Source organism: Actinotignum sp. usb-actsch-213, assembly GCF_059085665.1.
Genome location: NZ_JBHNSQ010000070.1, coordinates 37,391 through 58,885, shown reverse-complemented (window position 1 = coordinate 58,885; position 21,495 = coordinate 37,391). Strand labels below are relative to the sequence as shown.

General features: G+C 57.5%; 21 protein-coding genes. 6 read left to right on the top strand and 15 right to left on the bottom strand.

The window, feature by feature from the left end; all coding sequences use genetic code 11:
- The 10 genes from AC5RK6_RS07330 to AC5RK6_RS07285 form a co-directional block, all read right to left on the bottom strand.
- Positions 1-367: polymorphic toxin type 50 domain-containing protein (locus AC5RK6_RS07330; RefSeq protein ID WP_493926397.1), on the bottom strand; the 367-nt coding region annotated here is incomplete at its 3' end.
- Positions 360-734, bottom strand: coding sequence for a hypothetical protein (locus tag AC5RK6_RS07325; RefSeq protein WP_320757143.1), 375 nt, complete (start codon positions 732-734; stop codon positions 360-362). The genes AC5RK6_RS07330 and AC5RK6_RS07325, both read right to left, overlap by 8 nt.
- On the bottom strand, positions 734-904 hold the full coding sequence (locus tag AC5RK6_RS07320) for a polymorphic toxin type 50 domain-containing protein (RefSeq protein WP_320757144.1): 171 nt from the start codon (positions 902-904) through the stop codon (positions 734-736). Before AC5RK6_RS07320 ends, AC5RK6_RS07325 begins: the two co-directional genes overlap by 1 nt.
- Positions 905-1,086: 182 nt before the next feature.
- Complete coding sequence (locus AC5RK6_RS07315; RefSeq protein ID WP_320757145.1) at positions 1,087-1,461, bottom strand: hypothetical protein; 375 nt, start codon at positions 1,459-1,461, stop codon at positions 1,087-1,089.
- Positions 1,461-1,823: a polymorphic toxin type 50 domain-containing protein gene (locus AC5RK6_RS07310; protein ID WP_320757146.1), complete on the bottom strand. Its 363-nt coding sequence runs from the start codon at positions 1,821-1,823 to the stop codon at positions 1,461-1,463. The genes AC5RK6_RS07315 and AC5RK6_RS07310 overlap by 1 nt, the downstream gene beginning before the upstream one ends.
- A 332-nt stretch (positions 1,824-2,155) precedes the next feature.
- Positions 2,156-3,064, bottom strand: coding sequence for a ribokinase (gene rbsK / locus AC5RK6_RS07305; protein WP_320757147.1), 909 nt, complete (start codon positions 3,062-3,064; stop codon positions 2,156-2,158).
- Entirely contained in the window at positions 3,064-4,161 is a 1,098-nt protein-coding gene (locus AC5RK6_RS07300) for an aldose 1-epimerase family protein (protein ID WP_320757148.1), read from the bottom strand. The genes rbsK and AC5RK6_RS07300 overlap by 1 nt, the downstream gene beginning before the upstream one ends.
- 58 nt (positions 4,162-4,219) lie before the next feature.
- Positions 4,220-5,626: an L-fucose:H+ symporter permease gene (fucP, locus tag AC5RK6_RS07295; protein WP_320757149.1), complete on the bottom strand. Its 1,407-nt coding sequence runs from the start codon at positions 5,624-5,626 to the stop codon at positions 4,220-4,222.
- Between the two features lie 124 nt (positions 5,627-5,750).
- Positions 5,751-6,425 carry a deoxyribose-phosphate aldolase gene (gene deoC, locus AC5RK6_RS07290; RefSeq protein ID WP_320757214.1) on the bottom strand — a complete coding sequence of 225 codons (675 nt, stop codon included), beginning with the start codon at positions 6,423-6,425 and terminating at the stop codon, positions 5,751-5,753.
- 332 nt (positions 6,426-6,757) lie between these two features.
- Positions 6,758-7,729 carry a sugar-binding transcriptional regulator gene (locus AC5RK6_RS07285; RefSeq protein ID WP_155875945.1) on the bottom strand — a complete coding sequence of 324 codons (972 nt, stop codon included), beginning with the start codon at positions 7,727-7,729 and terminating at the stop codon, positions 6,758-6,760.
- Positions 7,730-7,927: 198 nt separating this feature from the next.
- Between AC5RK6_RS07285 and ppc the strand changes: the two genes are divergently transcribed.
- Entirely contained in the window at positions 7,928-10,741 is a 2,814-nt protein-coding gene (ppc, locus tag AC5RK6_RS07280; RefSeq protein WP_320757150.1) for a phosphoenolpyruvate carboxylase, read from the top strand.
- A 258-nt stretch (positions 10,742-10,999) separates the two neighbouring features.
- On the top strand, positions 11,000-11,593 hold the full coding sequence (locus tag AC5RK6_RS07275) for a TetR/AcrR family transcriptional regulator (protein ID WP_320757151.1): 594 nt from the start codon (positions 11,000-11,002) through the stop codon (positions 11,591-11,593).
- Between the two features lie 194 nt (positions 11,594-11,787).
- On the opposite strand, the gene AC5RK6_RS07270 is transcribed toward AC5RK6_RS07275, so the two are convergent.
- Complete coding sequence (locus tag AC5RK6_RS07270; protein ID WP_320757152.1) at positions 11,788-12,429, bottom strand: antibiotic biosynthesis monooxygenase family protein; 642 nt, start codon at positions 12,427-12,429, stop codon at positions 11,788-11,790.
- Between the two features lie 117 nt (positions 12,430-12,546).
- On the opposite strand from AC5RK6_RS07270, the gene AC5RK6_RS07265 reads away from it, so the two are divergent.
- Genes AC5RK6_RS07265 through AC5RK6_RS07255 form a run of 3 tightly spaced genes read left to right on the top strand, consistent with a single transcriptional unit; the run spans position 12,547 to position 15,040 of the window.
- Positions 12,547-13,287 carry an AzlC family ABC transporter permease gene (locus AC5RK6_RS07265; protein WP_320757153.1) on the top strand — a complete coding sequence of 247 codons (741 nt, stop codon included), beginning with the start codon at positions 12,547-12,549 and terminating at the stop codon, positions 13,285-13,287.
- On the top strand, positions 13,284-13,604 hold the full coding sequence (locus AC5RK6_RS07260) for an AzlD domain-containing protein (protein ID WP_320757154.1): 321 nt from the start codon (positions 13,284-13,286) through the stop codon (positions 13,602-13,604). The genes AC5RK6_RS07265 and AC5RK6_RS07260 overlap by 4 nt, the downstream gene beginning before the upstream one ends.
- Before the next feature lie 59 nt (positions 13,605-13,663).
- Positions 13,664-15,040, top strand: a complete 1,377-nt coding sequence (locus AC5RK6_RS07255) for a DUF6688 domain-containing protein (protein ID WP_320757155.1) — start codon at positions 13,664-13,666, stop codon at positions 15,038-15,040.
- Between the two features lie 721 nt (positions 15,041-15,761).
- On the opposite strand, the gene AC5RK6_RS07250 is transcribed toward AC5RK6_RS07255, so the two are convergent.
- The 4 genes from AC5RK6_RS07250 to AC5RK6_RS07235 are packed head-to-tail and all read right to left on the bottom strand — an operon-like array spanning position 15,762 to position 20,192.
- Entirely contained in the window at positions 15,762-16,868 is a 1,107-nt protein-coding gene (locus tag AC5RK6_RS07250) for a sugar kinase (RefSeq protein WP_320757156.1), read from the bottom strand.
- On the bottom strand, positions 16,865-17,512 hold the full coding sequence (locus AC5RK6_RS07245) for a bifunctional 4-hydroxy-2-oxoglutarate aldolase/2-dehydro-3-deoxy-phosphogluconate aldolase (protein WP_016442775.1): 648 nt from the start codon (positions 17,510-17,512) through the stop codon (positions 16,865-16,867). Before AC5RK6_RS07245 ends, AC5RK6_RS07250 begins: the two co-directional genes overlap by 4 nt.
- Entirely contained in the window at positions 17,512-18,594 is a 1,083-nt protein-coding gene (gene uxuA, locus AC5RK6_RS07240) for a mannonate dehydratase (RefSeq protein WP_016442774.1), read from the bottom strand. The genes AC5RK6_RS07245 and uxuA overlap by 1 nt, the downstream gene beginning before the upstream one ends.
- Entirely contained in the window at positions 18,594-20,192 is a 1,599-nt protein-coding gene (locus AC5RK6_RS07235) for a mannitol dehydrogenase family protein (RefSeq protein WP_039898995.1), read from the bottom strand. Before AC5RK6_RS07235 ends, uxuA begins: the two co-directional genes overlap by 1 nt.
- Before the next feature lie 411 nt (positions 20,193-20,603).
- Here AC5RK6_RS07235 and AC5RK6_RS07230 point away from each other — a divergent pair, with 411 nt between their 5' ends.
- Positions 20,604-21,404 carry an IclR family transcriptional regulator gene (locus AC5RK6_RS07230; RefSeq protein WP_016442772.1) on the top strand — a complete coding sequence of 267 codons (801 nt, stop codon included), beginning with the start codon at positions 20,604-20,606 and terminating at the stop codon, positions 21,402-21,404.
- Positions 21,405-21,495 lie beyond the last annotated feature (91 nt).

Below are 21,495 nucleotides of genomic sequence, written 5' to 3'. Positions count from 1 at the left end.
TACTCTTCCTCTTTGTAGGTGTGGCGGGAACGATGTGTGCACCACTCTTTGAATAATGGATATTTGCCCGAGTTGTCGGTTGCCTAATTTTTTGGTTCCGCGAACGATAAATACCGATCACTACCCCAAAGTCAGCAACCTCTTTATTCGAGTTATTGGGCAAGCGGGATCCGTAGCCGGCGTGTCGTAAAACGAGCTTCTGGATCGTGACGATGTCTAAAGTGACTGCAGAACGTGACGGATCGTATTCGGGCTGGCCGGGCATGTGCTTAGCCTGCCTGCCGAAATGAATCTCGGTCGTGAAGCCGTAAACCTCACGGAACTTCAGCTTATGGTAAGGAATCAACTTGCTACGTGGTTTACCCATATGTCTCCTCCGGTTGCTTCAGTGGATCTCCCGGATAGACCACGGTGTTGTTCGTGATATCGATAATTCTCTCGGCAAAGTCCCGATAGTCGATGGACAAGTACTGGCTGTACCGGCGCGGACCGTCATGGATAATCTCACGGATCTCAAATACCAGAACATGAAACTCGTCGTAACGGGGATCGTCCATTTCGATGTCTAGTTCACCGGCGTTGTCGCTTTCAAAGGCTGTGAAGTAGACCGCGCGGTAACATTCACCATTGGAAAAAGCGATCTCGTAAACGGCATCAGAATGCTCGTTGTCATAATCCCACACAAGCCCAAATTGGCTGTCTTCTTCAGGGTGGAAAAAGCTATCGTGTCCCATTATCTCCTCCTTGGATCTGCTGGTACTAAGTGCGCTCCGTTTTTGGAATAGTGAATCGTAGCCCAGGTTGTGGGCAGCCCTGGATCGGAACTGCTGTGCCGATATATGCCAATAACTTGTCCGAGATTGACGATCTCCTTATTCGGACTGGATGTATATTTTGTCCTCACCGGCGTATCGTAAAACGAGCTTCTGGATGGTGAGAATATCTACTGTCACAGGTGAACGTGACGGATCGTATTCGGGCTGGTCGGGCATGTGTTTAGCCTGCCTGCCGAAATGAATCTCTGTGGTGAATCCGTAAACTTCACGGAATTTCAGCTTATGGTACGAAATCAACTTGCTACGTGGTTTACCCATGTGCTTCCTCCGAATTCTTCGACGGATTACCTGGATAGACCACGGTGTCGTTCGTGATGTCAATAATCTTCTCAGGAAAGTCCCGGTAATCGACGGACAGATATTGGCTATAGCGGTGAGGGCCGTCATGGACTATCTCCAAGATCTCGAAATCTATGACAGAAAATTCGTCATATTGAGGATCGTCCATTTCGATGTCGAGTTCACCGCAATTGTCACTTTCGTAAGCAGTGTCGTAAACCGCGCGGTAACACTCGCCATTGGAAAAACTGATCTTATAAACGGCGTTGGGATGTTGGTTGTCATAATCCCATACCAGTCCAAATTGACAGTCTTCTTCAGGATGGTAAATTTTCTTCATTCCCATTATTTCTTCCTTGGATCAGCCGGAACTATATGCGCTCCGCTTTTTGAATAGTGAATGGTTACCCAAGATGTAGGCAAGTCGGGTCTTGTGGATTGTCGACGGTATAAACCGATTATGAATCCACAATTCACGCGTTCTTTATTGGAATCTTTTCCGCGCCGCGACCCTGTTCCGGCGTGCCGTAGAACAAGTCGCTGAATCGTGAGAATATCTACCGTGACGGGTGAACGTGACGGATCGTATTCGGGCTGGCCGGGCATGTGTTTAGCCTGCCTGCCAAAATGAACTTCAGTGGTGAACCCGTAGACTTCGGGAAACTTGAGCTTGTGATAGGGAATGAGCTTGCTTCGCGGCTTACCCATTCACACCCCCGATACAAAATCAGTACAACTTTTCAGAAAAAGGTGTAGGTTTATAGAATGGTTTTGTAAATAGTATTCACAGCCAGCTTCTAGCTGGTCTATATGCCGCTCCTGGCGTCATGATTATCGTATATCTGCGATTATACTTTTGACTAGTGTATTAGGATATAGTGCGTGATGTCACATGCAATTATTTAGCGTACGCCCTTATATCAATGGCGCACTATCACAGCAGCGGCCAGGAAGCTCCCGAAAGAGCCCCTGGCCGCTACTTTCTACGCGCCTTTCACCGCGGGGATATAACCGAGTTCGATCCTATTCCATACCGCCGTTTAGCTGTGCAGGAGAGCGAATTCCTCCTTGCTGGCGTAGGAGGTTTGGGTGCCGCGCTTCGTTACCGAATCGGCAGCGTAGCGATTGGCCATCCGCAAGGAATACTCGATATCGCCGGTGGCCACCACGTAATGCGAGAAGCACCCGATAAAGGCATCGCCTGCGCCAGTGGTATCCACCGCCTCCACCGGCGTTGCCGGCAACAGCATATCCACGCCCTCGGCCACCCAGAGCACTCCCCTACCGCCGAGCGTCACAATAACGTTGCGCATGCCCGCCTCCAGCAACGTATGCGCGGCATTGCGAACATCCGGGATAGTTTCTACCGGCATCCCGGTGAGCAGCGATAGCTCACTTTCATTGGGTGTGAAATAGGTGCAGGCTCGCACCCGGGAAAGCAGCAGATCCGGCTGGGCTGGCGCAGGGTTGAGAAGCACATCAATTCCGTGTTTCACCCCGAATTCAATAGCGTAATAGACCGTTTCCAGGGGAATCTCCAGCTGTAGAACGATCAGTTTGCACCTGGAAATCTCAGCCGCCGCGGCATCAATATCGGCCGGAGTCAGCAAGGAATTAGCACCCTGCACAATAATGATGGAATTCTGGGAATCCGGATTGACGAAAATAGGAGCCACCCCTGATGTTGCCGCGGTACGCAGCACGTAGGTGGTATCAATCCCGTTGCGCTCGAAATTCGCGACCGTGTTATCGGCAAAGAGGTCATTACCCACTCGGGTCACCATCCGCACGGCCGAGCCCAGGCGGGCGGCGGCCACCGCCTGATTGGCTCCCTTTCCACCACAGCCGAGCGCGAAATCAGGCGCCTCCACGGTTTCGCCGTCTCCGGGCATACGGTTGATATAGGAAATAAGGTCGACCATATTTGAGCCGATTACTGCGATATCCATTAGTGTGCCTCTTCTGCTGTATTGTTCTTCGCGCTGCGGGAACTAGAAAGCTCCGTGGCCTGCCCTTCCGGTACCAGGCCAGTATGGACCCGGAAACTCCGTGTACCGCCGGGTTCCACCCAGATGAGGGTGCCGGCCTCCTTCGCGGCCAGGAAACCTTCGGGCCGGCTGGTCCCCGGAAGCACAAAAGCAGCTACCTGCTGGTCTAAAGTCCAGAGGATCCACCGGGTCGCCACGGGGAATTGCGCCGTCGAAAATTCTGTGAAGAAAGCGTGCCCCTCCGGGGCCGCGAGTTCAAAACGTGCGCTCTGCCCGTAGCGGGGCAAGTCATCGGCGAAGTACACGATTTCCGGATTGAAGCTCTCCGCACCTTCCAAGGAATCCGCATCAATGTCACCGGCGATAATTCGGTTATTCAACTCGGTCCATTCCGGCGTGGGCGTTACGTGCGCGGGAATGGAGCGGCGCAAGTGGAAACTACCCGCCGGGAGCGACTGGCGCATGACGCCGCCGGGCACGAAAGCATAATTCATATGGCACATGTACTGGAGGGGCATCGGCTGGCACGGAGAAAGATTCTCCACATCCATACCGATGGTGAAATCGGTTGCCCCGGCACTCAGTGAAACCGTGGGCGTGGCGCGGTAATGATCGCCAAACCCACGTGCGTATTCATAGGTGGAAGCGAACCGAACTACGCCGTCGTTCCCAGAACCGTCGATCTCAATCCAGGCGCGATCCATCGTGGCGCAAGAAAACTCCCCGTGCAGCACGTGAGTATCGTCCGGACTGGGGCAGCCGGCCGCAAGCAATCCGGAATGGAAAGCGAAGCAGCCGTAGGTATCCGAAATTTCGTGGGCTGGGCGCGGCTGAGTAAACATATTTTTCATGCGCAGCGAGATGCCGTCGAATTGGGCGTCCCAGATAATTCCGCCCATAAATGGCAGAACCTCAATATAGCCGCGCGAATTATGCACGGTGAGCGAGGCAACGCCCGAAGGATAGCGCTGCGCAATCACCCGAAACTCCGGGGACTTGGCCAGGCAGCGCGGTGCCTCGGCGAACTGGTCCTCACGCAGATTAATAGTGAACGTCATAATGATCTCCTTTGTTCATAACAGTGACGTTTTAAAACAGCACGACAGGTGGGCGCGATCATGCCGCAGCGCACGCGCGATCCTTACGATAAATAGAGAAGAAGTAGATGAGCACCGCCACGAAGCAGCATAGCGATACGATGAAGGACGTCTGCATTGACCCGGTCTTGTCCGAAACCAGTCCCTGAATGACGGGGATCACCGCGCCGCCGATAATCGACATAACAATAACGGCACCGCCGGTTTCTGTATGCCGCTTATCCTCGATGGCGTCGAGGGTACGTGAATAAATAGTGGCCCAGCACGGCCCGAAAAGCCCGGAGGTTACGATGGCGGCGTAGACCGCGGTCATATTCGGTACCAGTACTACGTAGCTGAGGGCCGCTACCCCGGCCAGGGAATACAGCACGAGGACCAGGTTTTCGTTCAGCTTCGTCATGAGAATATTCGCGATAAATTTCCCGGTAAAGAAAGCCGCGAAAGCCCACACCATGTAGTTACTGGCGGTACGTTCATTAATCGACGTATCGAGGGTGAGAGCGAGGCGAATCGTGAAGGACCACACCGCCGTCTGCATACCCACGTAGAGGAATTGGGTGAGAATCCCGGTGCCGAAGCGCTTATTGTGGACAAGATAGCGCAGCGTTTCGCCAATGGACGCCCGGGACTGGTGGTGCGCGGCGTTGAGCGGTTTACACGACGGCAATTGCGTGAGCGCCACCAAAATAAGTACGACGGCGAGCACCAGAATAATGAACCTATAGGGCTGCAAGGTGCGCTGGAGCATTTCCTGCGCAAATTGGGTTTTCTCCAGGCCGCTCAGGTCATCAAGCTGCTTATGAAGAGCCTCTCCTTCCGTGAAAATCAGGTATTTACCGAGCAGAATTCCGAAAATAGAGCCCAGCGGATAGAAAGTTTGGGAAATATTGAGCCGCAATGTAGCGCTACGCCGCGGGCCAATCATGGTGGAATAGGTATTGCAGGAGGTCTCCAGGAAGGAAAGCCCGGTAGCAATAGCGAACAGCGCTGCCAGGAAAACGGAGTAGGTTGCCATATGTGAGGCCGGGAAGAACATCGTGCAGCCGATGATATAGCAGCTCAGACCCACCAGGATCCCGGTTTTATACGACCATTTCCGGATCACCCGCGAGGCGGGGATGGCCAGCAGGAAGTACCCGCCATAAAAGGCGGATTGCACGAAGGCGGAGGCGAAATCAGAGAGCTCGAAAATTGATTTGAATTGGGTAATGAGCACGTCATTGAGGGACGCGGCAGCTCCCCACAATGGGAAACAAATAGAAATAAGAATGTATTGGAGCAGCGGAGTGCGGTTGAGATAACCGTCGCGCAGCTGGAGGGAGGGATCTTTAATGAGACCGAAGCTGGTATTGGGAACTCCGGATTCTTCTTCGTGCGGTTTTAGTGTGGTCCGCAGTGGGGCGTCATTGCCCGATTTTCCTGACATGACTAGTCCTTCTTTTGTCAAAGTTCGCCCGCGGGTGGTGGGTTGCGGCCTCGCTGCCACCCCACCTCCCGGATGGAGAATATTCGGTTGTTTTTGCTGGTACTTGTTCGGGTGTTTAGTGTGTTTAGCGCTGTAATTCGGCGAGGATCTGAACTCCGGCGGAAGCTCCGATGCGATTGGCTCCGGCTTCCACCATGGCGCGGAAATCAGCGGCGCTGCGGATTCCGCCGGCCGCTTTCACCCCCATCTCTTCCCCTACAGTTGCCCGCATGAGGGCGACAGCGTGTTCCGTTGCCCCACCGGAGGAAAAGCCCGTTGAGGTTTTTACGAAATCCGCTCCGGCACGTTGGGCAGCCCGGCAGGCGTGCACGATCTCCTCATCGCTGAGCAGGCAGATCTCAATGATCACCTTGACCAGTGCGGTGGGCTGAGCCGCACCCACTACCGCGGCGATATCCGTTTCCACATCCTCCCAGCGTCCATCGCGTGCCGCACCCAGGTCTATGACCATATCTACTTCGGTAGCCCCATGCGCGATAGCATCGCGAGTCTCGAAAGCTTTGGTTGCCGAAGTACTGGCCCCCAAGGGGAATCCAATAACGGTGCACACCTTGACGCCGCTACCCGCAAGGAGGGTCGCGCAAGTTTCCACCCACACCGGGTTAACGCATACCGATGCTGTTCCCAGGTCGCGGGCCTGGGAGCACAGTTCCTCAATTTCGCCGCGGCGTGCATCGGCTCGCAAGAGTGTGTGGTCGATGAGCTGTGCGGGATGTGGATAATGATCGAGAGCGGGCATCATGACTCCTTTGTATGTTTCCCACCGTGATTCACGCTGATAGCGGGAAACTCCACCACCGTAGTCTCCCCTAGCAGTCTCACGCTACTGATATAACACCGTTCCCGGTGTTCACGAGTGAATCTAGGCGAGAGCCCCGCTTGCGCGCCACGCGCTGCCCCGCGCTTCGGCAGCGTATAGAACGGCGTCAGCTTGCGGGAAAACCACTGTGGCGCGGTTACGGAGCGCGCATATTGCCACCGATGTTCGCGAAAGGAACATTTGTTACACGGCAGCTTAGCCTTGTTATCCCTCAGCGGTTCAACTTCGGATCACTGCGTTCAGACTCATCGTCAGGCCATCATCGTCAAAGCCCGCGCGGTCCCAACATCGGTGACCAGGCGGGACACATAGCCATTGGCCAGGGCTGCATAAATTGCTTGGAGTTTATCCGGCCCTCCGGCGACCAGGATCTTTTGCTCCTTTTCGCGCAACTCGGGCAGGCTAATCCCGGTGGCGCGATTATTGAGATCCGGGAGGCATATCCGGCCCTGCGCGGTAATGAAATGGGTGCAAATATCACCAACCGAGGTGGTGAGCAGGCGCGTCATATCCGCATCCTCCAGGCGGAAACCTGCCAGATAGGCCAGATTCGAGCGGGCATCCCCCACGGTGTAGAGAACCACCCGAGTGCTGGCCCGCTGCGTGCGCGTAGCTCGCAAGCGCGCCTTCACGCCCGGATCTTCACGTTGCTGAGCACTGAGAAAAGCCGGGAGCTGGAAATACACGGCCTGCCCGCCGCAGGAGGCGGCAATGCGTTCCATCACCATCGTTTCATCAATGGTGCGCACGCACGCCCCGATGCAGCACGTGAGTTGAATAATGGCAACGCCTTTGCGCGGAATACGAGGCATATGGCGGGAGACCGCTTCGGTCGTGCGCGAAAGGCAGATGCCGATAGCGTCGCCGTCACGAATCTGTTCGCTGAGCACCTGCGCGCCCACCCGCCCGAGGGCCTCGCGCATATCTTCCGGCGCGGAACTGGGAGGACTGACCAGGCGCACATCCAGTAAATTGAAGCGTTCGCTCAAACGCGCGCACAGGAAAGCATCATCTTCACGCGGATCATTGACGGTAATCCGCACAAAACCGCGTTTGCGGGCGTGGCTGAGCAACTTGGAAATCGTGGAGCGAGCCAGGTGCATCCGCTGGGCGACCTCATCCTGACTGAGACCGGAGTAATACAGTTTTGCGGCATCAAGCGCATCAATATCCCGAGTAGAAAGACCAGAGTCCACGTGCACCACCTCGTCGTCGTACCTCACCACCGCTAGTGTAAGCGAGGCTTCCCGCGCACGTAACAACGCAGTCGCCGCGGCGTCGTTCCACCCGGGACCTGTGATTACACCGGGGCGCGGCCTTAGCGTTAGGATGGAGAGCGGCATCGGTAAGGGCACACGCCACAGCTGTGCCTCGCCCGATACCGTGACGGTGAGATCCCTAAGGAGAGGCGAGTAGATCTAGTGAGCCACGACCAAGATATTCAGCTCCACGACTCCGTTGACCGCACCACGGCCCGCTCCACTGAAGATTTTGACGCCCCGTTGCGCGCGGTTGTGCGGCGCCTGAGCACGATGCTCGGTCAAGAAATCGCCCAGCAGCACGGGGAAGAAACCCTCGACCTTATTGAGAAAGTTCGCGCGGCTGCGCGTGACCTAGATTCGGAGACGGCAGCTTCGGAAGTGCAGCGCTCCCTGGATGATATGTCCACGGATACCGCCATTATTCTCACCCGCGCTTTCGCGGAATATTTCCTGCTGGCCAATGCCGCGGAACAAACGTTCCGTATCAAGGTTATCGGTGATAAAGAGCCGGCCGAATCCTGGGTGCCGCGCGCAATTTCCCGAATCTATGACGCGGTCGGGCTGGAAGGCCTGCAAAAAACCGTCGATTCGCTTGATATTCGCCTTGTTTTTACCGCTCACCCCACCGAAGCGCAGCGGCGCGCCGTGCTCACCAAGCTACGCCGCGTCTCGGAAATTGTAGAGACGGAAACGGAAGAAGGCAGTGAAGAACGCGCCCGCCAAGATCGCGAACTCGCCTCGGTGATGGAGAGTATCTGGCTCACGGATGAATTGCGCCGGGTACAGCCCACTCCTCTGGACGAAGCCCGCAATGTCATGTGGTATCTGCGCAGCCTCTACACGGATACCCTTCCCGATGTCATCACGGATTTCCGTGACGAACTGGAACGTTACGGTGCCCGCCTTCCGGAAGACGCAGTGCCGATTCGTTTCGGATCCTGGATCGGTGGGGACCGCGACGGAAATCCTTACGTCACGGCAGATGTCACCGCCGATGTGTTGCGGTTGCAGTCCAGCACCGCTATCGATATTGCGGTGTGGTTCGTCAACCGCGCGATGCTCAGCTTGTCCATTTCCTCGCGTCTTTCGGGCGACGACGCCGCACTGCTGGCTTCTCTGGAAGAGGACTTCCGCTTCCCGGACCTTGTGGATGAAGATTCGCGGGCTCTTTACGCGGAAGAACCCTACCGGCTCAAACTCGGCGCTATTCGCTCCAAACTCAATAATACGAAGGTGCGCATTACCACCGGGGCCGAGCACATCCCCGGCCATGATTACGCAACCGGATCGGAAATTCAGGAAGAATTCCAGCTGCTCCGCGATGCACTGCGCCGCCACGGTGCGGAACGGGTAGCCGATGGGCTGCTCGCCACCGCCCAGCAAATTATTCACGGGATGGGCCTAGGGCTAGTCATTTTGGATGTCCGAGAGCATTCCGAGAAGCATTTTGAACTGCTGAGTGAATTGTTCAATCGCTTTGGTGGGCTGGAGGCGGATTACGCAACGCTGAGCCGCGAAGAACGCACCGTGCTGCTGGGGCGGGAACTGGCTTCGGCACGCCCGCTGGCCCCCGCGCTCATTAACACCGATGATTCGCCGCTCACCGCGAGTTCGCAAAAGACTTTCGAGGTGTTCCGGGCGATTCGCCAGGCCCATAAGATATACGGGACCGACGCCATCACCACCTATTTGGTCTCCATGACCCACGGTCCTGATGACATCCTCTCCGTGGCTCTGCTGGCCCGCGAAGCCGGGATTATCGATCTGGAAAGCGCGGAGAAACGAGCAGATCTGGGATTCGCTCCGTTGCTGGAAGAAGTGCCGGAACTGCGCCGGGCCGGGGATATCCTCGATACCCTCCTTTCCGATCCTTCCTATCGGGAAATTGTGCGGCTACGGGGTAACCGTCAGGAAGTAATGCTGGGCTACTCCGATTCCAATAAAGATGCGGGTGTGGTGACCTCCCAGTGGGAGATTCACCAGGCCCAGCGTCAATTGCGCGACGTCGCCGCACGCCACGGCGTGACCCTGCGGCTCTTCCACGGCCGCGGTGGCTCGGTGGGGCGCGGGGGTGGACCCACCTATGACGCAATTTTGTCTCAGCCCTACGGTGTCCTGGACGGGGAAATTAAGTTCACAGAACAGGGCGAGGTTATCTCCGATAAGTACACGCTGCCGGCCCTGGCACGGGAGAATCTCTCCCTCACCCTGGCTGCCGTGATGGAGGCCTCCGCCCTGCACCGCGAACCGCGCAATAGCAATGTGTCGCTCAGCCGTTATGACGAAGTCATGGATTTCCTCAGCGGTGCTGCGTACCAGCGCTATCGGGTTCTTGCCGATGATCCCGATTTGCCTGAATACTTCGTGACCTCCACTCCGGTGGAATTGCTGGGCGATCTCAATATCGGATCACGTCCTTCCAAGCGCACCACCTCGGAAAAGGGCTTGGATGGCCTGCGAGCTATTCCCTGGGTTTTCGGGTGGACCCAATCCCGCCAGATCGTTCCGGGATGGTTCGGCGCTGGTTCTGGGCTCCGGGCTGCTCGCGAAGCCGGTTACGGTGAGGATTTGAAGAAGATGGTGCGCGGTTGGCAGTTCTTCCGCACCACGATGTCCAATATCGAGATGACCCTGGCGAAAACTGATATGGATATTGCAGGGCATTACGTACGTACGCTTGTGCCTGAGCGTCTCCACCATATCTACGCGGAGATTCGCGAAGAATACGAGCTGACGGTGCGTGAACTTGAGGCCCTGCTGGCTGAGGATGACCTTCTTGACACCCAACCGGTTCTCCAGCGTACCTTGCGTATCCGTGACCAGTATCTCAAACCCATCCATTACCTCCAGGTGGCACTACTGGCGCGGGTTCGGGCTGATGCGGCTTCGGGCAAGGAGCAATCAGCTGGTGAGCAGCGTGCTCTGCTCACCACGATTAACGGGATCTCCGCTGGAATGAAGAACACGGGATAAGCGTTAAGGAAACCGAATGAAGCGTGCGGCGAACTCACCGCGCGAGATGAGGCTCAGTACCGACAAGGGCGCCGGTGCTGAGCCTCATTTTTATCCGGGCATCTTTTGAATGGCGGCGGCGCATGGGGGGCTTCGGAACTCGTTGCTGCGAGCACCACCTCGGTTTCCCCATTTATTAAGAAAAAACCTGTGTTTCGAGCGACACCGGAGTTATTTTTACACTAAACTGAAACCGTGGAACGAACGCATGGAAGAAAAGTGGGTAGGAAGCAACGCTTCAACGCTGACGATGTTATTCGGGCAGCGAAGGAGGTTGGCGTCTTTACCTTCACTATGAGTGATATAGCAAGCAAGATCGGCGTCGCGACCCCCGCGGTGTACCGCCTCTACGATGGCCGCCAGGACATTGTGGATGCAGTCGTTCGGCGTGCCGCCGATGAAACACCAATCGTGCTGGCGGGCACAGATTGGCACGATGCCATTGAGCAGGCAGATGCGAATCTGCGGCGCACCCTGGATGATTTCGTGGGTCTGGGTGAGGTGCTGCTGTGTAACCCGAAATTGACGGTGCATTTTGCCCGTCAGCTCCAAGGGCTCTCCCGGGCACTGGAAGATGGCGGTTTTTCGCATCGCAAGGCGGTGGCTTTCGCATTTATGGCAACCGGGCGGACTATTCTCCACTATGTTACGGAAAAGGCTTTCCGTAACATCGATCTGGAGGGTCTGGATGTCATGGAGAAAACCGGGCCGGATCTGATTCCCTTCCTCGAGGATGCGGCGGAGGAGCCCGCGGGCGCTCTGGACGGATACGAAGCAGTGCTGCTCCGATATCTGGAGGACCGGGAGCGCTAGGCGCGGCCTTTTGCTGTAGTTGCGGGGCTGGAACACGACACCAGCTAGCGCACAAGAATCAACCTGTACACGGGCGGGTACCGAGGAAACGGTACCCGCCCCTTAGTTTGCCAGGCGGACATCATTCTTCCTGAATGATATCCGTATTTCCACAGCATCGTCCTCACCCCGCGCCTCAGCTCCGAATCCAGGACCTACCGCTTGGTGCTCTGCTGCACCACTGCGTACCCGTGCAGGGTCACATCCAGCCCCCGATTCTTGGGCTGATCCGCGGTGTTATGCGGAGCGCGTTCCCGAGCCGCAGCCCAGGCATCGTAAGACTCCTGCGCATCCCAGCCGGTCACCACGTAGTACTCCTCCACCCCGCGCACCGGGCGCCACAGCTCGAAGAAGGAGAATCCGGGCGCGGCATCCACGGCCGCTTTGCGCGCCGCGAAACGCTGCTCAATAACCTTTTCCATCCCGGGAAGGAAGGATAGCGCCACAAGAGAAACAAAACCCGCCTGCGGGGTTTCCCCGTGCTCGACTTCGGGAAGATTGACTACATCAAATTCGAGCAGCTGCGCGCTCAGGTCCGCATGGGCAGCCGCGTGGCGGTTCTCCTCCATCTTGCGCGGATGTGCCGCTGGATCGCTACGCCACGCTGTGAAATCTTCCTCGGACTCCCATTCGGTGACCACCAGGTAGCGCTCCCCTTCGTTGAGCGGGCGCAGCAACCGGAAGGATAGGAAACCGGGCCGCTGATCTACGGCACCTTCGCGCGCAGCAAAACGCGCTTCGAAGTGCTCGCCAGCACCTTCCGGAACAGAAATAGCATTGATTTTCACGACGGTCATGGAGGCTCCTTCACCTTGAATAATGGGACGTGCACCATAGTAACTCTCTTGGCGCCCCGCGCTCCGCATCGTGGAAACTTCACCCTCCGCTCCCCCGCCAGTGCCACAATAGGGCGCATGCCTTCCCACGTATCAGATGTACGCTTCGGAGCACAGATGGCCGCGGGCGCCGGCCTGGGAATGATCCCCCTGGGCATGGCCTTCGGACTTCTTGTCATCCAGTACGGCCAACCGTGGTGGCTTGCTCCCGCGCTGTCCTTCTTTATTTATTCCGGCTCGGCTGAGCTGCTCGCCGTCGCCCTCATTAGCGCACACGCACCGGTCCTCACGATTCTCCTCACCATCTTTTTCGTGAACGTACGTCACGTTTTTTACGCGTTTTCGTATCCCATCGCGCAGCTCACCCACCCGCTTGCCCGCATGTATTGCGTCTACTCCCTCACCGACGAAACCTACGCGATCACCACCTCGCATCCGGGCGTCTGGAACCAACGCCGGCTCATCTCTCTCCAAGCTGTGCTCCAGGCATGCTGGGTTGGTGGCGGACTACTGGGAGTAGCGATTGGCGGATTCCTCCCCGGGCAGATTCGTGGTGTTAATTTTGCGCTCGTCGCCCTTTTCATCGTCCTCGCCCTGGACGCTTTCCACGCACGCCGCGATATTCCCGGCGTGCTCGGTGCCGGCCTCGCGTTCCTGCTGGCGCAGCTATGTGCGCCGAGCGCCCTTCTGCCCGTCGCGATGAGTCTTTTCGCGCTGTTCTTGGTGGTGCGTTTCGTGGTGCGCACTCGTGTCAAGAAGAACGACGGCGCAGCACCTTCCCCGGGCGGCGCAGCAGGCGAGGTAGGTGATCTGCGATGACTAGCTATCTCCTGGCTGTCCTGCTCGGCTCTTTGGCTCTCATGCTGTGCCTGCGCGGGATTCCCTTCCTCATTTTGCATCCGCTGCGCCGCTCGCGCCTGGTTCGAGCGCTCTCGGTCTGGCTCCCGGTGGGGGTGCTGGTCATTTTGGCCCTGGCGATGGTACGCAACGAAGTCCTTCCGGTGTCTGCTGAATCTGTGCTGTACGTGAGCGTAGCCAGCGCCGTCACGATCCTGGCGCACGAGCTTTCTGGGCGCCGCATGCTCGTTTCCCTCGCCGCCGGTACCCTCACCTACATCGGCTTGCTAGCGATCTAGAATCTGGGGTGACGCTTGCGCCACCGGAAGCAAGCGGAAGACGGCTGAGGAGGATCCGGATGTCTCAGGCCCGCAAGCGTAGTTTCGTGAAGCGGCACCCCTACCTCACGCAGATTTTTCTTGCCTATGTTATTGCAGTCCCCGGGTATCTCCTCTATACCGCATATACGGGACAGCTTAACCCGGGGGCTTCGTGGGACCCTCAAGCTTTCATTTTCCTTTCGGTTTTCTTCACCCTCCTCCCCTGGGTGACCACGTACCCGGTTATTCTCACCTGTTACCAGGTGATCGCGCTCATCACCGCAATACGGGGGAAGCCGCTGCCGGTTCTGGAAGTAGCGCATGATGTCTGGACTATCTTTCTAGCGCTTAGTTTCCATTTGGCCGCTATCTCGATGAGATACAGGGTGGTCTTTTATGCCGATTGGTCGGAGCAACTCGTCAATGACCAGACGCATACGCCGGTCCACACTGATTTTCAGCCATTTTTAGTGCTGCTGTGCATCGTATGCTCGGTAGCTTTTCTTTACGTGCGGCTCAAGCCGCTCAGCCAGATCCCGCCACTTCTCACGGTTCTCTGCTTCTCGTGCATCTATCTTGGCAACGCGATTGTTATCGTATGGACTATTCAAACATTCCGGCCTGGGGGACCTGAAAATCTCATTCTGTTGTTGCCGGTCACCGCGGTAGTGTTGATCTCCGCGAAAACAATCATCGTGAAAATCCACGAATTTCATTCCCACGCACCCCAAGCTATCCAGGAGACTCAGGCGGATCGGCGGGTGCCGGACATCCAGGATGCGCAGGATGTGCAGAACGGGCCTCGAGTTCAGGATACCCAGGAGGAACGGGCGGTCGGATCTGGCGTGCTCGCCTACTTTGAAAGGATTCTTTCCCAAGCTAGAAACTGGCCCCTTCTCGCTCTGCTCGCCCTCATCCCTGTGCTGGGTATCTTCCTCCTTATTCTGGTGCTTTTCGGCCAGGAACCAAACGCCGCCATCAAAGCCTTCACGGAAACAAGTGACTGGACGCTTTCGCAGCGCATCGCACCTCCCAATACGTACTACGACGAACACTATCTGTGTACCGTGGCAGCCGGTGGGCACCCGGCGGTAGTCAAACCGATCCGGGACGGAGTGCGCGGCGGGCATCGCATTACCGTGAATCGCCAACTTCTTATTGCGAATGCTTTCGAACAGGTTCTCGAAGAAAAGACCCCGAAGGCACATCGGGCAATCCGCAGCTTCTATAACCGTTACGGCTTCCCGCTCTCGCGACTCATCTGCACCCGCCTCGCAGCGGACGTCGTATGGCTCGCTATGAAACCCCTGGAATGGCTGTTCCTGGCAGTTATTTACCTTGTTGATACTCGCCCGGAGGACCGTATCGCAATCCAGTACACCGGCCGCCGCCGTGAGGACTTCACTGCCGGGTAATCTCAAGCGCGAGTTGAAACTGAACTAATAGCGCAAGGGTGTGTGTAATGTAGCTGCCGTTGCGCTTTGATTTCGGGCAAACGCTGCGGTCTTCCCGCGAGAGTCTCATGGACCTCACGAACTTCGATAGTCACATCGGCCCCGGGCGAGGGGGTATCTGTTTTCAGAGCTGTACTGCGCTTGTCGTACATGCGAAGTACATCCCGAAAAAACACCCCATCTCCCGCGGGCGAGGTAGGTAGAGTGGGTCATTCTCAAGCGTCAAGGCTGCAAAACGTGCATTTTGGACTGTTAGGGGCACAGAGTGTACGCCACGGACATTAAATCGCGCAAAAACTGTCACCCACGTACATTCTGTTAGGCGGCCTGGGCTCTCTCCTCCTCAAAGTGCGCATGTCGAACCGTGGTCCCCGCCAAGCGCGCGTAGGGAACGCGAAATCGCCCCGACACGGTGCTCTCCCGCACACTTTGTTTGCGGGCACGGTTCACGGTAGTTCCGGGCCGGACCACTTCGTTTCCAGGTTCGGTTCATGCGGCTCCGTGAATGCAGTGGGGAGCAGATCCGGATGCCCGGATCTGCTCCCCACTCATTGCGTTGTGTGCGGTGTGCGCCCTGAGCTAGCTCACTCGAAGGCAAGCCGCGCGATAGGCGCGTGACGCACGCCGCGGTTATGCGGCTTTAGCGCGTGGCGTACGCTGCACCTGTGCAGCTTATACGGCCTTAGCGCTTGACGCGCGCCGAGCCACCGCGGGCGAGGTTCTCTACCTCGGCACGGGTAGCCATGGTGGTATCACCCGGCGTGGTCATGGCGAGGGCGCCGTGGGCGGCCCCGAGTTCCACTGCCTTCTGGACATCACCGTATTCCATGAGCCCGAAGATAAGCCCGGAGGCGAAGGAGTCTCCCCCACCCACGCGGTCGAATATCTCTAGGCCATCACGCTGGGTGGCCTGCACGAAGCCCTGGTCACGCTTCCATGCCACTGCACCCCAGTCGTTGATGGTTGCCGAACGGACCTGGCGCATCGTGGTACCGATGGCCTTGAAGTTCGGGAAGGTTTCTGCTGCCTTCTCAATCATCTTGTGGAAGGATTCCACCTGGAGATTATCGAGGTTTTCATTTGCGCCTTCGATTTCCAGACCGAGGCAGGCGGTGAAGTCCTCTTCGTTACCGATCATGACATCCACGAAGGGTGCCAGGGACTTATTCACTTCCTGCGCGCGGGCCTTTCCACCGTGCAGATTCCACAGCGAGGGACGGTAGTTGAGGTCATAGGACACGATGGTGCCGTATTCCTTGGCCTTCTTAATAACCGCCAGCGCCGTTTCCGAAGCTTGCTCCGAGAGGGCCGCGTAAATCCCGCCGGTGTGCAGCCAGCGCACCCCGAGCTCGCCAAAGAGGTAATCGAGATCGATATCCTCCGGGGTGAGCTGCGAAATCGCAGTGTGGGCCCGGTCGGAACAGCCGACCGCTCCGCGCACCCCGAAACCGCGTTCGGTGAAATTGAGACCGTTACGAGCCGACTGGCCGATGCCGTCGTCGTCGACCCAATGAATAAAACGGGTATCCAGACCGCCGGTGAGGATCAGATCCTCGAGCAGCAAGCCCACTTCGTTACGTACCAGGGAAGTGAGGATCGCACCGCGCTTCTGGAAGGCGCGCCGCAGGCCGCGGGCCACGTTGTATTCGCCGCCACCTTCGGAGGCAGCAAACTGACGCGTGGTGCGGATACGCCCGGCACCCGGATCCAGGCGAAGCATGACTTCACCCAGGGAGACAATATCGTAGGTGGTTTCCTCGGCGGATTTAATCGTCAGGGCGTCGCTCACTTGCGAATCTCCTTAGCTAGATCGGATGCTTCTTGGGACAGACGGGTGATCTCCGCAAAGTTCCCAGAGGAAATCAGGTCGCGCTTGATCATCCACGAACCCGAAACGGACAGGATCGCCGGATCGGACAGCCATTCGGCCATATTCGCGAGCTTCACCCCGCCCGAGGGTACGAAGTAGGTATTCGGGAAGGGACCGCGCAGGGCCTTGACCATGGGCAACCCGCCCGCTTCCCCACCGGGGAAGAACTTCACCGCGGTGGCACCGTACTCCAGGGCCATCATGATTTCCGTAGCGGTCTGCACACCCGGAAGGTAGGGAATCTGGCGTTCGGCGGCCACATCGGCAACACCGGCGCTCCAGCCCGGGGACACGAAGAACTTCGCGCCCAGGTCCGCGGCGGTTTCCGCCTGGGCCCGGGTGAGCACCGTTCCAGCCCCCACCGTCATTCCCTCGATATCGCGCATGGCCTTAATGGCTTCCCCACCGGCAGCGGTACGGAACGTCACTTCGGCGCAATGGATACCGCCGGCGACGAGCGCGCGGGCCGCCTCGGGTGCCTGCGCGGCATCATCGATCACCACAACGGGAACAATGGGGTGGGTTTCCAGGAACGGACGAACGTCTGGAAGTTGCTGAGACACTACTTTGCCGCCTTCTTCATCTTGTCGATGCCGTCCCACAGCCCGAGGAGGTACTGGGTGCCCAGTGCCCGGTCATACAGCGGGTAGCCGGGGCGGCCTTCTTCGCCCCAAATCATGCGGCCGTGATCGGGACGCACGTAAATATCGGGGCAGGTATCGTAAATGGCTTCCACCGCGGCCTGCATATCGAGGTCGCCGTCCGCGGACCAGTGGGCTGCTTCCTTGAACGTCTTCTCCCCGAGGTACTTGACGTTACGCAGGTGGGAAGCGGCGATACGGCCGCGTTCGCCCACGTAGCGCAGGATCTCAGCAACGTTATTGGACGGGTTGGAGCCGAGCGAGCCGATGCACACGCACAGGGAGTGCATCGGGGAATCATTGAGAGCCAGGATTTCCTTGATGTCATCCAGGCTCTTGTAGGCACGCGGAATACCGAAGAGATCCCAGGCCGGATCATCCGGATGGCAGGCCATCTTAATGCCGACCTTTTCACAGGTGGGGATGATGCCGTCCAGGAAGTACTTCCAGTTTTCGCGCAGTTTCTCCACCGTCATATTCTGGTAAAGCGCCATGACTTCATCCAACTTGGCCAAGCGTTCGGGTTCCCACCCGGGCAGGGTGAGGCCGCCGGACTCTTCGGCCGTCTTATTGACGATATCCTGCGGGGTCATGCCTTCGATTTCGGAGTGATCGTAGTACAGGCAGGTGGAGCCATCCTCGTTCACGTGAGCGAGCTCGGTGCGCAGCCAGTCAAAGACCGGCATGAAGTTGTACACAACCACCTTGACGCCGAATTCCGCGAGGTTTTCCAGCGTGGTGCAGTAGTTCTTGATGTACTCGTCACGGCTCGGAAGCCCGAGCTTGATGTCCTCGTGGACGTTGACGGATTCGATGATCTCGCATTCAAGCCCGGCTTCGTGGACCTGGTCGATGAGGACCTTGATTTCGTCCTTTTCCCAGTTCTCCCCCGCCGCCTTGTAGGACAGGGTTCCCATAATTCCGGACACGCCCGGAATCTGCTTAATGTACTGCAGCGGAATCGGGTCGTGACCTTCGCCGTACCAGCGGAATGTCATTTTCATTAGTTGATCTCCTCGTGAATAGTGGCACGCACAGCGCCGGGACCGGCAATGAGCTTGGTAAACAGGGCTTCGACCTTTTCCGCCAGCGGAGTGGTATACAGGTCAAGGCCGAAGATATTGGCATTGGACAGAATGGGCTTGAGCACGGCGTGAGCGTCAACGCTTTCACCGAGCTTAATTCCCTTGAGGTGCCCCTGGAGTTCTTCCAGCAGCGGATCGGATGACGGCGTAAATTCTTCGCCATCGTCCGCGATACCGAGCAGGTACCGTGCCCACACCGCGAATACGAGCGGGATCACGCGCAACTTGTCCATATCCAGACCGCGGCGCTGATACTCCTGCAGCGTGACACCGAAACGGATCGGAATCTTCTGCGAGGTATCCATGGCGATACGGGCCGGATTGTCCGGCAGCGCGCTATTGGGGAAACGCTCTTCGAGGACTTCGCGCACGAAGTCCTTCGGATCGATGATCCCCGGATCGGTTACTACCGGCATCGCTTCATCATAGGCGAGGATATTGACCATCTTCGCCAAATCGGGATCGCGCATTTCCGAATCAATGGTCGGGAAGCGCATAACCGTACCGGACACTGCCAGTGCGGTGTGGAGCGGATTGAGGCAGGTGGTGACCTTCATCCGCTCGAACTTATCGCAGGTTTCACGATCGGTGATGTACACGCCGTAGTCCTCAAAAGGCGGGCGTTCGGCCGCGAACTTATCTTCGATAATGAGGTATTCGGTGGGTTCGGCGTTGACAAACCCGGCAATCGGGGTGCGCCCGAGGTGGTCAATACCCATGTCGGTAAAGCCAAGACCGGTCAGGTATTCCGAAACTTCTTCCGAGGGCCGTGGGGTGATCTTATCGATCACGGAAATCGGGAAAGCAACCTTGGTGTCATCACTGACCCAGTCCAGGAATTCCTGGCTGAGTGCGCCGCGCTCCACCCACCCGCGGGCAATTTGCAATATCGAATCGCGCAGCTTATCGCCGTTGTGGGAGAAGTTATCCGCAGAGATGAAGTTAATGGGCGCTCCGCCCGCCTGGTAGCGATGCGCGAGGAGCCCGGCCAGCAGTGCCATGGTGTTTTCATGGTTAGCGTACGGATCCGAAGCGATATCCGCGCGGGTAGCTTCGGAGAGCTCACCCTGGGAATCCTGAATGACATAGCCTTTTTCGGTAATGGTAAGAGTTACCGTGGTCATCTCCGGCTTGGTAAAAATAGAGACGAGCCGGTCAAAATCGCCGTCGCGGCGGGTGGCCAGGCCATCAGCCAGGCCGGCGATAACGCGGGTATCGCGCTTGTCCCCGGAAAGAATAACGCCCAGGGTCAGCAGATCAAAAGCTTCGAGCTGCTTTTCCATTTCAGCGGGATCCATGGGAACCACACCGGTAATCGGCCAGTACTTGCCGTCTGCCAGCATGTCATCCGCAATGCGAGCCAAGAAAATCCGGAAAATATTACCCGGGCCGATATGCAACCAGCGCGGGTTGGTGCGCGCGCGCTCCTGCGTGGCGGCCACATCAAAAGCCGGAACTTGAATACCGGCTGCTTCGTAATCACTCGCGTGGGAAAGCGAGCTGAGATTGAGTTTCATATACATCACCTTTGATAGTTGGATCGGGACAGCTCCACGTGCGATCCACCGGCGGCCGCCCCGCAGGATCGCGGGCATGCGCCGCGTTCCTGCCGTAAGGTCACCCGGTGAGTGAACACCGCTCCCGATGTCACCACCCAGTATTCCTTTATAAGACGACGAACTGGCCGGGCACCCCCGCACCCGTATGTTTCTTTACGTGAAACGCCCGTTCGTACGTATGAAATGATTGTACCTCATTTTCATTCCGGACGGCACCCCTGAGCGACGTGTGAAGTATTCGGATTCCGGGCCTTTTCTTATTCAACACTGACTGCCTGATATCCTCATTTCCATGTTTCACATATTGAAATCCCGCGGTATAATTTTCCCGGCCTGCAGTTATACCCTCGTTGAGTAAAGGAGCTTGAGGTGTCCGGTACTTCTCCTGAGGAGCGCGCTCCGCTCTCCTCCATTGATCGTGCATTGCTCGTTGTCGAGTTTTTAGCACGCCGCGGACCGGAAGGTGCTCCCCTCTCCGATATCGCAGCCGCGGTAGAGTCCAATAAGGCCACGGTTCACCACACTCTGCGTTCGCTGCGCTACCGGGATTGGGTGAACCAGGATCCCGACAACGGTTACTACTTCCTCGGGGACGGCGTCGATCCGATCATTCGCTACACTACGCGCACCCAATTCGTGGTGGACCAACTCCACCCGGCCCTGGTTGCTATTTGCCACCGCTTTAACGAGTTGGTGCACCTGGGCAAGCTATCCGGTCAAGTTGTCACCTACCTGGATAAGGTGGAGCCAGACCGGCCCATTCGAGTGGTTTCTTATATCGGGCGTAATGCGCCGGCCGTCACCACCGCGCTCGGGCGTGCCCTCCTGGGCGCGAATAACGTGACGGGCGCGGAAATTGACTGGTACCTGAGTGTCCCCACCGATACTCCCCCTACCCGCGCCGCTATCGAAGAATGTATCGAGCATGTGCACCGCTACGGCTGGGGTATGGAAGTGGAAGAAAACGAAGCGGGGATTGCTTGCGTGGCGGTTCCCGTGGATTTGAAAAACGGCGAGCGGGTAGCGGTATCCGTCACCGCGCCCGCCGAACGCCTGGGTGCGGCAACACGTGAAGCGGTGGCTTACGGCATCGCGGAAGAAATCAGCGCTATCGCCGGTTCCACCGGCGTGAGCGTTCCGGAGGTTCTACTGCCGCGCTCGGCGCGCTAGCCGGAACGCCGGGGGCAGCGATGGGAGCTTTCCTGCCGCGATCCCTGCCGGTGGTGGAAGTACGACGACGCCACTAGCTGCGCCGTCGTAC

Excerpts from the sequence above, each read along its gene's own strand:
- AC5RK6_RS07325 (WP_320757143.1), bottom strand. The coding sequence starts at position 734 with ATGGGACACGATAGCTTTTTCCACCCTGAAGAAGACAGCCAATTTGGG.
- AC5RK6_RS07315 (WP_320757145.1), bottom strand. The coding sequence starts at position 1,461 with ATGGGAATGAAGAAAATTTACCATCCTGAAGAAGACTGTCAATTTGGA.
- AC5RK6_RS07310 (WP_320757146.1), bottom strand. The coding sequence starts at position 1,823 with ATGGGTAAGCCGCGAAGCAAGCTCATTCCCTATCACAAGCTCAAGTTT.
- rbsK (WP_320757147.1), bottom strand. The coding sequence starts at position 3,064 with ATGGATATCGCAGTAATCGGCTCAAATATGGTCGACCTTATTTCCTAT.
- AC5RK6_RS07300 (WP_320757148.1), bottom strand. The coding sequence starts at position 4,161 with ATGACGTTCACTATTAATCTGCGTGAGGACCAGTTCGCCGAGGCACCG.
- fucP (WP_320757149.1), bottom strand. The coding sequence starts at position 5,626 with ATGTCAGGAAAATCGGGCAATGACGCCCCACTGCGGACCACACTAAAA.
- deoC (WP_320757214.1), bottom strand. The coding sequence starts at position 6,425 with ATGCCCGCTCTCGATCATTATCCACATCCCGCACAGCTCATCGACCAC.
- AC5RK6_RS07270 (WP_320757152.1), bottom strand. The coding sequence starts at position 12,429 with ATGACCGTCGTGAAAATCAATGCTATTTCTGTTCCGGAAGGTGCTGGC.
- AC5RK6_RS07265 (WP_320757153.1), top strand. The coding sequence starts at position 12,547 with ATGCCTTCCCACGTATCAGATGTACGCTTCGGAGCACAGATGGCCGCG.
- AC5RK6_RS07260 (WP_320757154.1), top strand. The coding sequence starts at position 13,284 with ATGACTAGCTATCTCCTGGCTGTCCTGCTCGGCTCTTTGGCTCTCATG.
- AC5RK6_RS07255 (WP_320757155.1), top strand. The coding sequence starts at position 13,664 with ATGTCTCAGGCCCGCAAGCGTAGTTTCGTGAAGCGGCACCCCTACCTC.
- uxuA (WP_016442774.1), bottom strand. The coding sequence starts at position 18,594 with ATGAAAATGACATTCCGCTGGTACGGCGAAGGTCACGACCCGATTCCG.
- AC5RK6_RS07235 (WP_039898995.1), bottom strand. The coding sequence starts at position 20,192 with ATGAAACTCAATCTCAGCTCGCTTTCCCACGCGAGTGATTACGAAGCA.